At 39.0% G+C, this 15,277-nt stretch carries 10 protein-coding genes; 8 read left to right on the top strand and 2 right to left on the bottom strand.

What is annotated here, in order from left to right:
- Window positions 1-2 precede the first annotated feature (2 nt).
- Window positions 3-638: a hypothetical protein gene (locus HOO91_00050; GenBank protein ID NOU15935.1), complete on the bottom strand. Its 636-nt coding sequence runs from the start codon at window positions 636-638 to the stop codon at window positions 3-5.
- Between the two features lie 490 nt (window positions 639-1,128).
- The gene (locus HOO91_00045) at window positions 1,129-2,463 is read right to left on the bottom strand and encodes a saccharopine dehydrogenase (protein ID NOU15934.1); all 1,335 of its coding nucleotides are present in this window, start codon (window positions 2,461-2,463) and stop codon (window positions 1,129-1,131) included.
- A gap of 648 nt (window positions 2,464-3,111) precedes the next feature.
- Here HOO91_00045 and HOO91_00040 point away from each other — a divergent pair.
- The 8 genes from HOO91_00040 to HOO91_00005 all read left to right on the top strand — a co-directional run bounded on the left by HOO91_00040 (window position 3,112) and on the right by HOO91_00005 (window position 15,027).
- Entirely contained in the window at window positions 3,112-4,500 is a 1,389-nt protein-coding gene (locus HOO91_00040; GenBank protein NOU15933.1) for a hypothetical protein, read from the top strand.
- Between the two features lie 13 nt (window positions 4,501-4,513).
- Window positions 4,514-4,966 (top strand): T9SS type A sorting domain-containing protein, encoded by a 453-nt coding sequence (locus tag HOO91_00035; GenBank protein NOU15932.1) that lies wholly within the window; start codon window positions 4,514-4,516, stop codon window positions 4,964-4,966.
- A 43-nt stretch (window positions 4,967-5,009) separates the two neighbouring features.
- Window positions 5,010-11,288 (top strand): hypothetical protein, encoded by a 6,279-nt coding sequence (locus tag HOO91_00030; protein NOU15931.1) that lies wholly within the window; start codon window positions 5,010-5,012, stop codon window positions 11,286-11,288.
- 6 nt (window positions 11,289-11,294) lie between these two features.
- Window positions 11,295-11,567 carry a hypothetical protein gene (locus tag HOO91_00025; GenBank protein ID NOU15930.1) on the top strand — a complete coding sequence of 91 codons (273 nt, stop codon included), beginning with the start codon at window positions 11,295-11,297 and terminating at the stop codon, window positions 11,565-11,567.
- Between the two features lie 829 nt (window positions 11,568-12,396).
- A complete protein-coding gene (locus HOO91_00020; protein NOU15929.1) occupies window positions 12,397-13,788 on the top strand; it encodes an RHS repeat-associated core domain-containing protein in 1,392 nt (463 codons plus the stop codon).
- Window positions 13,789-13,790: 2 nt separating this feature from the next.
- The gene (locus tag HOO91_00015) at window positions 13,791-14,012 is read left to right on the top strand and encodes a hypothetical protein (protein NOU15928.1); all 222 of its coding nucleotides are present in this window, start codon (window positions 13,791-13,793) and stop codon (window positions 14,010-14,012) included.
- 41 nt (window positions 14,013-14,053) lie between these two features.
- Complete coding sequence (locus tag HOO91_00010) at window positions 14,054-14,359, top strand: hypothetical protein (GenBank protein ID NOU15927.1); 306 nt, start codon at window positions 14,054-14,056, stop codon at window positions 14,357-14,359.
- A 335-nt stretch (window positions 14,360-14,694) separates the two neighbouring features.
- Window positions 14,695-15,027 (top strand): hypothetical protein, encoded by a 333-nt coding sequence (locus HOO91_00005; GenBank protein NOU15926.1) that lies wholly within the window; start codon window positions 14,695-14,697, stop codon window positions 15,025-15,027.
- Window positions 15,028-15,277 lie beyond the last annotated feature (250 nt).

The following is a 15,277-nucleotide window of genomic DNA, read 5'->3' as shown; positions in this document are numbered from 1 at the left end:
AATTATTTATTACAAAAATTAATAAGTTCTTCCATAACATGATCGGGTGCTTTGCGAACTTTTATTCTATTTTTTCGAAGATACTTTTTTATAATAGGTTGTTTTTCAGGTGCGAAAAGACGAATGAAACTTCTATTATTATGAAATTTCAAAATGGAATTGTCCATTAATACAAAAAGTTCTTTTCCTGGCAAAAAATAAAAATTCGAACTTCCCGCAGCATTATTGAGTTGTAAAATCTTTTTATTATAATAAAGTAAACGAATAGAATAGTTTCCCAGAACCTGATAAATGCGTCGTGGAATTTCCGGAGTACTATAAAATTCAAAATTGATATTGCCAATAGAAAATCCCTCAAGCCAAGCTTTTGAAACCATTATTATATTGTACGTGTTGTTTGGGTTTAAATACTTTAGCAAAAGTTCTTGTTTATAAATATCATAATTTAGATCAAGATTTTTGTATTTAATCCCCCTAATAGTTGCTTCACCTCTTACATAGTTAATACTTGAAAAGTATTGATCTCCTTTAACATTTTTGGGATAAACGGATGCATATATTATTCCATTATATAATACTGGATCTAAACCATATACCCTGTTTAGACTATCCCTCGCTCCTACCGAAATATCTGACAAATCGTGTAGGTTTTGAGCTATTAATAAATTACATGTTAAAATGGAAACAAGAAGAAGGAAAAATACCTTTTTAGAAATAAAATTAACCCTGTTGAGCAGCATTTTGTTTTTGTTATGTTTTGGAGGCTCCAAAAAAACGTTCTCCTTTTTATTGGTTGTAACTTGCTATAGCGGTTTCCCTAATCCATTTAATGATTTAAAAATCTATTATTTAAAAATCATTCTTCATTTTCATAGTTTGAATTGTGATTAGGCAATGCATTGCAAAAATAACGTTTCATCGCCAATCATTTATGCAAATAACACATACTTTGACTAACAGTACAAAAAAAAGTTTATTGTTAAAACAATAAACTTTTCAAATAAATTCATTTTAAAATTTCGTTTACGTTTAGTTCAGTTTTTATGGAATAAAATAGCAAAGACGTAACCGAATAGTACTATAGAGAATTTAAATTCAAATTGCTGGTTTTTAACAAATATACAATTATTAAATTTCTGATTCCTCCTCAATAAATTTCACTCCAAACGCTTCAAGTTCCTTAAGTATTGGAAGGTAAAGATTTGGTTTAGTAGGAATAACAACACCCTTGTCTTTTATCACACCTGTTAGTAACAATTTAATGGCAATTGCAAGTGGTGTTCCAACGGTTATTGACATAGCAGTATGAACGGTATCCTTACCAATAATTACCATCGATGATTTTTTCCTGAATTTCTTGCCCTTTAATTCATAATCGAATATGTGTTGCATTACAATCATATCCTTATCATCGGAGCCAAGGAATAGTTTTTCCTCCAGAATCTTCTGTAATACCTGAGCAGGGCTAGCATTAGGTAAACCTACCTTTTTATCCTCAAAAATTCCTAACCATTTCAGTTTTTCGAAAACAACAGGATCATTGGCTTCTGCAACCTCTTTCTTTATTTTTTCCTCAACCGATAGTTTAGAATCATAAGCAAGGAAACTGTTGATGAAACTCCTATTTGTTAAATTCTCACTTTCTGGAATTTTGTAAGTATCATCGGTTGCACCTAGCTGAACAAAAACATTCCAAGCCTTACAATAACCTGCCTTGCGTAATGTACCTCTGATTAGGGTTTGAATATCATTTAAATCGTAAACCTTTCTATAGCTTAGGGAGTCCCTGTTTGGGTACATCTCAAAATCGCCATAATTCAAAACAGAAAATGTTCTAGCACGGCTGTATAAACGATGATATGGGATAAATTTATACTGCCCATTCTCGATGAATTGAGCAACACCCTGACCTGCAAGCACTACATTGCGAGGATTCCAAGTAAACTTGTAGTTCCAAGGGTTATTATCACTTTCGGGAGCAATAAGTCCACCTGTATTGCTTATAAAACCTAGGAGTTTTCCTCCTTTATCCTTGATTTCATCAATCACTTTCATTGCGGACATGTGATCGATTCCCGGATCAACACCAAACTCATTAAGAATGGTTAACCCTTTCTGCTTAACCTCTGCATCCAACGCCCTCATTGCATCCGATACGTATGATGCAGTAGCCATATGCTTTCCTTGGCTAACACACTCCTTAGCAACGGCTGGGTGCATAAATGCAGGTAGCATGGAAACAATGATATCAGCCCAAGCAACCTCATCCTTTAGCTGCTTTTGATCGTTAATATCGAATAGAACAGCAATTCCCTTTGGGTGGTTGTTAATCTTTTTCTTAGCAGTTTCTAACGACAGATCACCAACTTTAACTGTCCAATCCAACGCCGTAGCATTATCAAGAAGATATTTAATTAGGTCCGAAGAGGATAATCCTGCACCTATTACAAAGATTTTTTTCATTCGTGCAAAATATTTAGTAGGTTTAATGTTAATAAGTTACAGTCTCTATTTAACAAAGGTTACTGAGCGAATGGAACACCCATGTTATATTCATCGGTTATTTGTGTTATTAAACATCATGGGTGTTTCATGTTATTTAAATTTTGAAGCAGCTAAGCTAAGAAAAGTATCATTTCAAAAAAATGATATTTATCTGCAAATCTAAAACTGTTAGGATTTCTTTAGGATGAAATTGGAGGAGAATTTGGTTTAATTGGTATTTGTATAATAATCGCAAATTGCGATTATTTGGCAATTTTTTGGTTGATGTTGCTTAATGTTAGTTTATTACTAAACAAAAGTGTGGAATGGCTAACTAAAGGGCGGTATTTGAAAGGCAAATTCAATTTCATTTTGAAATTAAATTAATCACTAAAAATCATTTTTTTATTGCAGAGAGTTAAACAGTTACCTAATTTCCTAGTGGTACAGCAATAATTATTTGATAAGTTTATTGGAAATTATAAAAATTATTGTATAATTTTATAACGATAAATTAAACGTACAATTTGATATAGTTGTGCGTTTTTCTATTTTGAGTAAAAATTGAAATAAACTATGCTTTGAATAGTGAAAACTACTAAATAAAAACATAAAACTTTTAAGAACATGAAAAAAATTACAATCCTCTTCGCTTTAATTGCAGTTAGCATTTATGGGTTAAAAGCACAAACCAATACACCACCTCTCCCAAATGGAAATACTAAAATTGGAGAGCATTTTCACGCAGGTGCAGGGAATGAGGTATGGACGGATGCGGCTAATTTGTACTTTAACTATCAAGGTAATGCAGTAGCTACTTATTTTTGGAATAAAAATGGTTCAACAGGTTCATCAGTATTAAGTATATTAAATACTGGTAAAGTTGGAGTTGGAACAACTACTCCACTAGTACCTCTACAGATAAATGCTGGTTCCTACACAGATAATATGACTTTAGGAACAGCAACTGGAGGGTTTTCTCTAACTGGAACTAATGGACTTTTTGGACTATTTAGTGGCGTTTCAAGTGATGGACATGTTTGGATGCAAGTTGGAAGAAACGATGCTTTAACTAATACCTACCCGTTAACACTCCAAACACAGGGTGGTAATGTTGGGATTGGGACAACAAACCCACAGGGAAGGTTACAAATAAATTCAATACGCCCTATCCTTTTTAATTACAATGGAAGTGCTGGAGTATATGGAAGTGAAATAGGCTTCAATGCGGTTTTAAATACAAGTGTTACTCCCAATCAATTTAAAAAACTTGGAGGAACAAGCCAACAGGGTGGAGCCGCAATTGTAGTAGATAATTGGGGAAGCATGTACTTTCAAACTTATAATGCTGGTACAGATAATGAATCGACAATCAATTATAATCCTCAAATAGCTTTTCTAAACAATGGCAATGTTGGGATTGGGACAACCACTCCATCCGAAAAACTTGCTGTAAATGGAGGAGTATCGATTGAAGGCACTAATAGCACGAGTTCCGTTAATGGCTTTAATAATGCTTTGCAGCTTAAAAACAGTTCTGGAGCAGCAATAGTATTCAACCCAGGGCAATCAACTGAGTTGATGTTTGGTTTTCACACGGATGGAAATTTTTATTGGGGAACAGGACAGAATGCTGGAAATTCCTACTGCATGTTTTTAAGTAAAACTGGAAACTTGGGAATTACAGGAAAATTGACAACTAGTGAAGTTAATGTGAAAATAGGCGGATGGGCTGACTTTGTTTTCCACCCAACCTACAAACTCCGCACACTTGGTGAAGTTGAGCAGTTTATTAAAGCCAACAACCACCTACCAGAAATTCCAACTGAAAGTGAAGTTAAGCAGAATGGTATTGGTCTTGGAGAGATGAATGCCAAATTGCTACAAAAGATTGAGGAGTTGACACTTTATATGATTGAACAGAATAATAAGATGGATCAGCAACAAAAGCAGATTAACGAGCTTAAGGAGCTGAATAATGTGCTTGTTAAAGAAGTTCAAAATATCAAGAAATAAATATTTCACAAAAATGAATACAATAGCTAAAAGTATACTAGCAGTCCTAGTTGTAACGCTAAGCGTTACAGCTAAGGCTCAAAATTTTAACGCCACCTACACATACGATGCCAATGGCAACAGGATAACTGCTACGGTGGTTTACCTGTCCAAATCGCCAACAGTTCCCTCACCTAAGGTTGATGATCAACTTCCCATTGATCCACAAACTACCCTTAAGATTAATATATTCCCCAACCCTACCGAAGGGTTGCTGCAAGTAGAACTTAGCGGAGTAACCGATGAACAGATTAGCGCACCAAGCAACGCTATTAGGATATTTGACACTCAGGGAAGGCTTCTATTTGCCATAAGTCCAATTAGCACCTCCAACACCGTTGACCTTTCCAACTACAACGATGGTACATACATCATGCAGCTCTTCTTTGCAGGTAAAATGAGGAGTTTTAAAATTGTGAAAGGCTAATCTACCCAATAATAAAGTACATTAAATGAATAATCTAAAAATAATGAAAAGAGTAATTCTACTACTCATAATTATAGGGATAACAGGGAGGCTATTCGCACAGAATTGTAACGACCTTACTACGAATTCAATAACCATAAATACGCTATGCACATCCTTACAAAATACGTTGAGTACGGGAGATGCAACACTAAGCGCACGCGATAAAATCACGCTCCAACCCGGTTTCAGTGTTACTAGCACTAACCTCAATGGGCATAAACTTACAGTTAATATTGACCACACGTTGGCCAATCAAACTAACAGCTATGAGTCTACATCAGTAAATGGCTCAGTTCCTGCGCTCGATAAGAGCAACTGCATCCCTGGTACTATAGGGGGGAGTATTGATGTAAGTCCAAGTGGAGCAGCAACATACCAACTACCCATACAGGTTTCACCAGGATCACACGGTATGCAGCCAAACTTGAGCATTGTATACAGCAGCCAGAGCGGAAATGGACTCCTCGGCTGGGGCTGGAATCTGGCAGGACTTTCCTCCATCTCCAGAGTAGGCAAGAATACTTACTACGATGGTACCTCCGATGGCGTTAAACTTACTGATAACACCTTTGCGCTCGATGGGGTTCGTTTAATAAAGGATCCGAATGCAAGCATCTACTACCCAGCAAATAACCCATACACTAAGATTGAGTTTAGCAGTAACAGTTTTACCCTAACCACGCAGGATGGCATGGTTATGGAATACGGCAAGGAGGGTAATTCACAAATCCTAGCAATTGATTCTAACACTCCCATTTCATGGGCAATAAGCAGGGTTACTGATCCTGATGGCAATTATGTTCAGTTCATCTATTCAGGCGATAATACCATTGGTGAGTATAGAATTAATGAGATCAAATATACAGGCAATAGTACTTCCAATAAATCGCCTTACAATAGCGTAAAATTCTACTACGATAAACGAACCGATACTAGCAGTGGGTATGTTGCAGGAGATAAGGTTACGAAGAACGTTCTCCTTACTGCTATTAAAGTATATAGCGAGAACTCTCTCTCTAAAGACTATGAGTTTACCTATTTTAACGATCAGTACAGCAAACTTTATAAGATTTCGCTAACTGCGGATGGTGTAAAGTACAACCCAACCTATATTACATGGGGAGCAAGTGCAGATTATACCTATTCATTAGCCAATGCAGGAATGGGAAATCTATGGACAAGCCAATGGTACTTTGGCGATTTTAACGGGGATGGGAAAATAGATAAGGTCTCTTGGGCAGGTGGTTCAACTATGACCGTTTACATTAATGGTTCAGCCAATTACGCTATAGAAGATCTCCCGTTCAGCTGTAGTTGGGAATATCAGGATCCATTTACTGAAGTAATATGGGATATGCTGAAAACAATTGTTGTGAAAGATATTAACGTTGTAGATTATAACAACGATGGAAAAGATGAAATACTTGTTCACTATACCTCTAGCCTTCAAGAAACTGGGATGGAAAATGAAGAACGCGTTGTTTACTTATCTGAAGTGGATTATATAGATGCCTATCTCTTCGATGGAAATAGTTTTGACAAGAACGAATATTACTCTATTGTAACTCAAGTAAGGGATTTAAAAATAAACCACCAACCAAAAGATAAGTATTCATTCTATTACGCTGATATTGATAATGATGGGGATATCGATAGGTTAGAGGTTTTAAATGGTACGCTTACTGGATGTGAAGGCATATCATACAATGTTTCCGATGTTAAAATGGCAGACTTCAACGGGGATGGCAGGATTGATCTTTTAGCCCTTGGCGGTTCAGGTCAGGGTTCTATCTGGGAATTCAACGGGTCAACCTTCGCAAATCTTTACACGGATACTACCACTAGCGCATTTACGGATGTAAACCTTGGCGATTTTAATGGCGATGGGAAAACTGATTACATTGCCAAGACTACCTCTGGATGGGTTCTGAAATATTTCACTGGCAATGGTTTTGTGTCCGGCACAATACCCAGCAATATTAACTCTATAGAGGGGCAATCTCCCACCGATCCCGGTCACTACGAAAATACCTCTTTAAATGATAGCATTACTGCCTTAAGATCGAACCTAAGTGTAATCCAAAGAACAATTTCACCTGCATCTGCTCTGGCTGTTTGCACTGATGATATCAACAACGACGGGAAGTCGGATATAGTATATGCACGCAGTGGGATTGTCAACATTTTCATCTCAAAGGGAGAAACTTTTACCGCACTGTCCCCACAGATCATGCTTGCGGTTGACAACGCCGTGTATGATGCTCATGCAACAAGTTTTATAGCCGCCATTGACTTTAATAACGATGGACAGAAAGAGCTATTCTACGGTTGCAACGATTACTATTTGGTAGGAAGCACAAACGTTTTTGAGCCCTATAAGATAATTTCGTTCACCAACAAGCTCAACAGAGATCTTTTCGTAAGTAGCTTAACCGATGGGATGGGCATTAAATCTTCTTTTATCTACAAAATGTTTGCTGATAACAGGGAATTCAACACTTCATTCCAAAAGCCAAATCTTCCTTTAGTTCTGGTTAGGGGACCAATGCAGGTGGTTGATACGCTAAAAACAACAAATGGAAGTGCGCTATACAGTAGCATAAAGTATACCTACAGCACTGGTTACAGTCATGTACAAGGTTTGGGATTCCTCGGATTCAATACCTTTACTAGCGCAACCACGCATTTAACCCATAACATTACCGTATCTAGCAACTTTAGCTTTACGCTACCAAATAATAACAGCATTTACCACGTATGGATGAGTAGCCAGACTTCTAGCAGAGGAGGAACTTCTGTCTCATCCAGTAGTAGTACGGTTAGTTCGCTTGGAGGCGATCTTAACAGGAAGTTCTTTTTACCCTATATATCCTCATCCTCCACTACAGATAATGTAAAAGGTGTTACCACCTCTACAACCAATACTTTCAATTCAAGCATTGGTAGGGTTGAGAGCCAGACGGTGACATCAGGTAGCTGGTCAACACAAAATAGTATCCAGTACTCTACTATTTCGGGATTCAAATCACGACCTACACAGATCACAGTAACCCGAACCAATGGAACGGATACTAAAACTAGCTCCGAAACCTATAGCTATGGTGCAACCAACCCGTTTAGGCTAACATCCAAGGTTCAGTTTGGTAGCCTTACCACCACCTACGGTAACTTCGATAGTTACGGGAATGCCCGTAGCGTGAGCGTTAGCACTACCAATGATGGTACTCGAACAAGCACCGTTGAGTTCGATAGCTATGGTCGCTTTGTAACCTCTAGCACTAACCCCGCTGGCTATAAATCATCTGTTACATATAGAGCTTCCGATGGGGCTAAACTCACCGAGACCGATCCCAATGGTCTGGTAACCAGCTACAGCTACACCCCCTCTGGCGGTGGACTTATATCTACCATACACCTACCCGATGGAACCATAAACACAACTAGCCTTGAATGGGATAACTCCGTTACAAATAGCGTGTACAAGGTACAGAATTCGGTGAGCAACGGTAACACGGCAAAGAGCTACTATAACACCAAGGGTCAGCTGGTGTATAAAACAGCAAAGGGTCATTTAAACCACGATATTTCCACTACCTATAGCTATAACCCCGATGGATCTGTAAGTAGCCAGCAACAATCTGGTTTTGATGTTTCAACCGCCTACTCATACGATAATATTGGCAGGCTAACTCTCGTTACAGGTAAGAATCTTAATACCTCCTATTCCTACAGTGGTAATACCGAAACGATTACAGATAACATCACAGGGATTTACCAAACCAAGAATTTTGACAATGCAGGGAATGTGGCAAGTGCTACCGGGACAAATGGCGATTTAACCTACAATTACTACGCCACAGGGAAGCTGAAAAATATCATCACGTTCGGAAATACCACCAGTATGACCTACGATGATATGGGTAACCAGCTTACGCTTGTAACCCCGGATGCGGGCACTACAACCTATACCTACAACGAGTTCGGGCAGCTTAAAACCCAAACCGATGCCAAAAATCAGGTAGACACGCTTGGGTACGACGCTTACGGTCGATTAACCTCCAAGGCAACTACAAGTACCACCGGCAATATTAGCGAGAGTTATTCCTACTACGAAACATCAGGATTGAAAGGTTTACAAGCAACCGCTACTCGCGGTAGTATCACAGAGACCTACGACTACGATAACCTCTACAGGCCAACCACTGTTACCACCACAGGGCTTGGAGATCCTCTCGTAACCACTTACCAGTACAACGGCGATAACCGCCTGTATAGGGTTATCAACCCAACAGGTCTTACGCTAGAGTACACTTATGATCAGGTAGGATATCTTCAGAAAATTGGTAAATTTGCCAATAACACGCTAAGCCCGATATGGGAGGGCACAGGTGTTAATGACCGTGAGCAGTGGACTGATTTTACAATGGGTAACGGGTTAATAACTAAATGGAATTATAACAACGATTATATGCTAAGTGCCATTAAAACGGGTACATCGGGTAACGAAACCAGCATTCAGAATCTTGGCTATACCTATAACTCCAAAAAAATGCTCGATACAAGAACCGATGGGGCTTTATCCGAGGCGTTTGACTACGATAACCTGAATAGGCTTACCTCATCAACCATCTCCGGGCAAACGGTATCCTACCAGTATGCAAATAACGGTAACATTAGCAGCACATCACTAGTAGGAAACTACAACTACAACGTAACGGGTAAACCTCATGCTGTTGGTAGTGTTACAGGCCCAGCAGATACTACTGGTCATTCACCTACATTTACTACAAACAGCTCATTTACTGGCGATAATAAGATTGCCGAGATAGACAATGGTACCTACAAGAACATTTTCACCTATGGCCCTTCGGGTAACCGTTGCAAGGTAGACCAGTACCAGAACAACACCAAAGTCTCCTCTAAAATTTACTTAGGTAGCAGCGAGTTTATACTCGATAATGCAGGGAGTATCACCTCCAGCCGAACCTTTATTACTGCCCCAACGGGTATTTGTGCCGTTTGGGAAAAAGTGGGTTCAGCCAACGGTGTGCTGCACTATATACACACCGATAATCAGGGCTCGTGGCTCAAAATCACCAGCGAGAGCGGCACCGTTGAGAACACCTACAGCTACGATGTTTGGGGACGACCAAGGAATCCTTCCACATGGGCACTAAAGCCCATAAGTATTACCAATGCTTTAGGCAATTTGAATGATATGCAGCCCCGCTTTGACCGTGGCTACACTGGACATGAACACATGGCGGGCTTTGGCCTAATAAACATGAACGGTAGGCTTTACGATCCCTACCTGCAACGCTTCCTCAGCCCCGACCCATTTGTACAATCACCCAATAACGCCCAGAACTACAACCGCTACACCTACTGTTTGAATAACCCGCTGGCTTATACAGATCCCACAGGTTATAATCAAGAGGAATTGATGGATAACGGCTTTAAGTTCTCGGACGTTGGATATAATATGAGGGGGGGATTTGGTGTTATTAAAGAATATCTTAATCGAGACAGGGGTCCTGCGGCTGGCAGTTTAGGTTATGCTTACAATTGGGATGATGGCACCTATATGGATAAAGCGACGGGTAAAAATGCATCCTTTGACAAGGTTTTTGATTATATCTCTTTCAATTCTTTAGGAGCCACGGGAGATTATGCCCGCGCAATTTACATTAACGCAATGGCTATGAATCCAAATGCAATAAGTTATGACGATGAAGGAAACGTGCACATGTATAAAATCACGAATAAAAAGAGTAACTTGTTCGCATGCAATGGAGTTTTTTCTGATGCTGGAAATCTGCTAGATCCCTCAGTAGAAGGGGGCGGAAAAAACGGAGGCTTATTTGCAGGGTCTTCCTTGGATGCAACAATAGCTTTGTTCGTGCTTGGTTATACAGTTGAAGGTGGTTTTGTGATTGCAAATAACGGTAAGGATGGAGCGCAATTTATCTCTAATGGTAAAGCATATGGTCTTGAAGCCTCTGCTGGATGGAATTTTATTATTGGCATTCCAAAGAAAAGTTTTGACCTTTCAAAACTTGAAGGTATAAGTCATTCTTGGGTTGGTAATGCGAGTATGTTTTCTATTTCAATCTCGGGTAATGGTCAAAGTGGATTAGATAATGATGACATAGGGAGTTCTTATTGGATTATTAAAATAGGAATCGGTGCTGGATTAGGGGCGTCATATCAAGTAACGAATACAACTTTTCGAGATTGGATGCCTATATTTGATTGGAAAGATATTCATTTACATAAATAAAATACTATGGAAAGCTTTATAATACCCCTTGCCATCTCAATGGTGGTGTTAGGATCAATTAATGGAATATTAACTTTAGTAATAAAATCCATCCTAAAAAAGAAAGGGATTAACGTTACCTTCTTATACCTTGAAATTTCTGATATAAAAGAATTTTATAAAATCCACAAAGAGAATGTATTTAATAGGTATACCTTTTTATTTTTTTTAATGTGTGGCATTTTATTTATTCTTGATGTTGTTGTTTTAATAACTCTAATTTTCTCAACCTATTCATAAATATCTAAAGGAGTTAATATCCCCGTTAAGTTGAGGCTACCTAAAGAAGTTCGGCTAAGGTTCTACCTTAGTCGAACATATCTTTACAGGCTACTGCCTGATAGGACAAAGCCAACTTACGCAAGCAGCCTAAACCAAACGAAGCAGGTAATAAGTAAAATAATCGCATTTTGCGATAATAATATGAAACATCCCCCGTTAATCGGAGGTTGTAAAAAATATAACAAGAATGATTGGATTCGGCAGCGGCTACATGCCGCTGTAGTTCTATGAATTGCAGGCTCCCGCCTTTTGCGGGACAAGTTGTGTCTGAGATCAAAACCAGCAAGATTATTAACCACTGTAAAAGCAATTGATAATGGTATAATTTGTAAATTCGCAATAGAAACTACAAAAAATGTCTACAGGGGTCTCCTCCAAAATTTACTTAGGCAGCAGCGAGTTTATACTCGATAACGCAGGGAATATCACCTCCAGCCGAACCTTTATCACAGCCCCAACAGGTATTTGTGCCGTATGGGAAAAAGTGGGTTCAGCCAACGGTGCGCTGCACTATATACACACCGATAATCAGGGCTCGTGGCTCAAAATCACCAGCGAGAGCGGCACCGTTGAGAACACCTACAGCTACGATGCTTGGGGACGACCCCCGTTAAACTGAGGCTGTAAGAAAAATAACAAGATTGATTGGGTTCGGCGGCGGCTACATGCCGCCGTCGTTCTATGAATGGCAGGCTGCGCCTGAGATCAAAACCAGCAAGATTATTAACCACTGTAAAAGCAATTGATAATGGTATAATTTGTAAATTCGCAATAGAAACTACAAAAAATGTCTACAGGGGTCTCCTCCAAAATTTACTTAGGTAGCAGCGAGTTTATACTCGATAACTCAGGGAATATCACCTCCAGCCGAACCTTTATTACTGCCCCAACGGGTATCTGTGCCGTATGGGAAAAAGTGGGTTCAGCCAACGGTGCGCTGCACTATATACACACCGATAATCAGGGCTCGTGGCTCAAAATCACCAGCGAGAGCGGCACCGTTGAGAACACCTACAGCTACGATGCTTGGGGACGACCAAGGAATCCTTCCACATGGGTGCTAAAACCCATAAGCATTGCCAATGCCTTAGGCAATTTGAATGACATGCAGCCCCGCTTCGACCGTGGTTACACAGGCCATGAACACATGGCGGGCTTTGGCCTAATAAACATGAACGGTAGGCTATACGACCCCTACCTGCAACGCTTCCTAAGCCCCGACCCATTCGTTAAAAGCCCTAATAACGCCCAGAACTACAACCGCTACACCTACTGCCTCAACAACCCGCTAGCATTCACCGATCCAACAGGGTACAATCAAAAGGAATTAATGGATAACGGCTTTAAGTTATCGGATTTAGGGTATGATATGAGAGGGGGAAGCGGTGTAATTGTAGAGTATCTTAATCGAGGAAGGGGACCCGCAGCTGGGAGCGCTGGCTATGTTTACAATTGGGATGGCACATATACGGATAAAGCAACTGGAAAAACGGTTGATTATAAGGCTGTTCAGACAAATTGGGTTGAAAATAAATGTTTAACACCGGAAGAAGCAGTTAGCTTTCTAACTACTACACTTAACATTGGAACGTTTGCAATAAATGCTGAAGGATATTATTATCAATCAGCAAAAGGTAGCTATTATGGTCTTCATTTATACAATGGTGATGAACTAATTTCAATTGGAGTGACCTCAATTACCAGCATAGGAAACAACGGACAAGGGGGTGGCAGTAATGCAATGGATTGGGTACAAGGTGGTTTAGATGTTGTTGGATTAATCCCAGTTATTGGAGAAGTGGCAGATGGGGCGAATGCCTTGATTTATACTGCACGTGGAGACTATCTTAATGCTGGGCTTAGTGCAGCTGCGATGATTCCTATTGCGGGTTGGGCTGCAACAGGAGCTAAAGCAGTAAATAAAACTATTCAATTAACTGCAAAAGCCAGAACAGCAGAAAGAGGATTAGAATTAGCTGGGAAATTTTTAAAACCCGGTTATTCTGAAATTGCTCCTGGAGTATTTAGGTCATCAGACCAACTTAGACAGTTTAGAATGACTACCTCTGATATTACTGGAGCTCATGGACCTGGTCCTCATTTTAACTTTGAAATATTTAGTCCATTAAATTTAAATAAAGCGGCTACAAACTATCATGTCCCAATTATTAATCCTTGATTATGAAGAAGTACTCAATTATTCCAGATGAATTTATTTCTGATGGTATTAAATGGTTAGTTGTTGAAAAAGACCCACTGGATAGTGGAGGTTATTTTTTATATCATCATAAGGTGTTAGAAGAACCATGTATTTATGATGATTGGTTTAAGGAGTTGGAGCATGCCTTACAAGCGGCTAAAGAGGATTTTGGAATTAATGAGAAGGATTGGAAGGATTTTTAATATTAGCCTCGGGAAACCGAGGCTTTTTTAATGATGTTATTATGAAGATGTATCTATTAGTATTGTCGGTCTTGTTTTTATTATCCTGTAATTCAGGTGTAAATAAAAAATCAAATGAATCTGAGGGTAGTCAATTAAATTATAATAAATCTTCTGTAATACAGTTAAAAAGCAAGAGTGTATTAAATAAAAAACTTGTAGTTCAATTGCCTTTAGGTTTTACATTGATGGATTTTGAAATGCTCAAAGCCAAATACCCAATTGAAGGCCATCGCCCAACGGAAGTTTATACAAACGAAGAAGGGACGATAAACATAGCTTTTAACCATACCTCCCCGTTAGGTTGAGGCTGTAATAAACATAACAAGAATGATTGGATTCGGCGGCGGCTACATGCCGCCGCCGTTCTATGAATGGCAGGCTGTGCCTGAGATCAAAGCCAGCAAATCCCCCCGTTAGGCTGAGGCTGTTTGAAGAAGTTCGGCTAAGGTTCTACCCCAGCGGTCTTTCTAGATTTGGAGGTGCTTATAGAATTGATAATTTACCAAAGGGCTTAAATATTATTCGGAGAGGGCCAGATTTGAATCATTTTGAAATAGTTCCAGCAAACGAAATGACGATAGATAATTTTCAATATCTTTTAGATCAAATCACAACAATACCACATTAAAACTATAATAAAATGGAAGAGTTAATTATTTATTGTTTAGATGATAGCGAGTTAATGGAATTTAATTCAATCAATAGAGGATTTCGTTCTGATATTTATGTTGAAATTAATGACAATGTATTTCAATTGATTGTATATGATATAGTTAGACTTTGTCAGGATTTTGAATCAGAACTAAATGATCAAGGTTTTTTTGCGGTTGACCCTAATCTAATTATTGTCAAAGAAGTAGCCGTTGATATAATAAAACAGACAATTGATAAATTGCACAAGCAAAAATACTTTGATAAAATCAAACCTCTTTCAAGAGATGAAATCGAAAAATTAACATTAACACCTTGCTAGATTCTCCCTTTTAGCCTGAGGCTATTTAAAGAAGTTCGGCTAAGGTTCTACCCCCCGTTAAGCTGAGGCTACTTAAAGAAGTTCGGCTAAGGTTTTACCTTAGTCGAACATATCTTTACAGGCCCCCCGTTAATCGGAGGCTGTAAAACAAATAACAAGATTGATTGGGTTCGGCGGCGGCTACATGCCGCCGTCGTTCTATGAAGGGCAGGCTGCGCCTGAGATCAAAGCCAGCAAGATTATTAACCAC

The sequence above is a fragment of the Bacteroidales bacterium genome (assembly GCA_013141385.1).
Classification (GTDB): Bacteria; Bacteroidota; Bacteroidia; order Bacteroidales; family Tenuifilaceae; genus UBA8529.
This window is presented reverse-complemented; position numbering and strand designations above follow the sequence as displayed.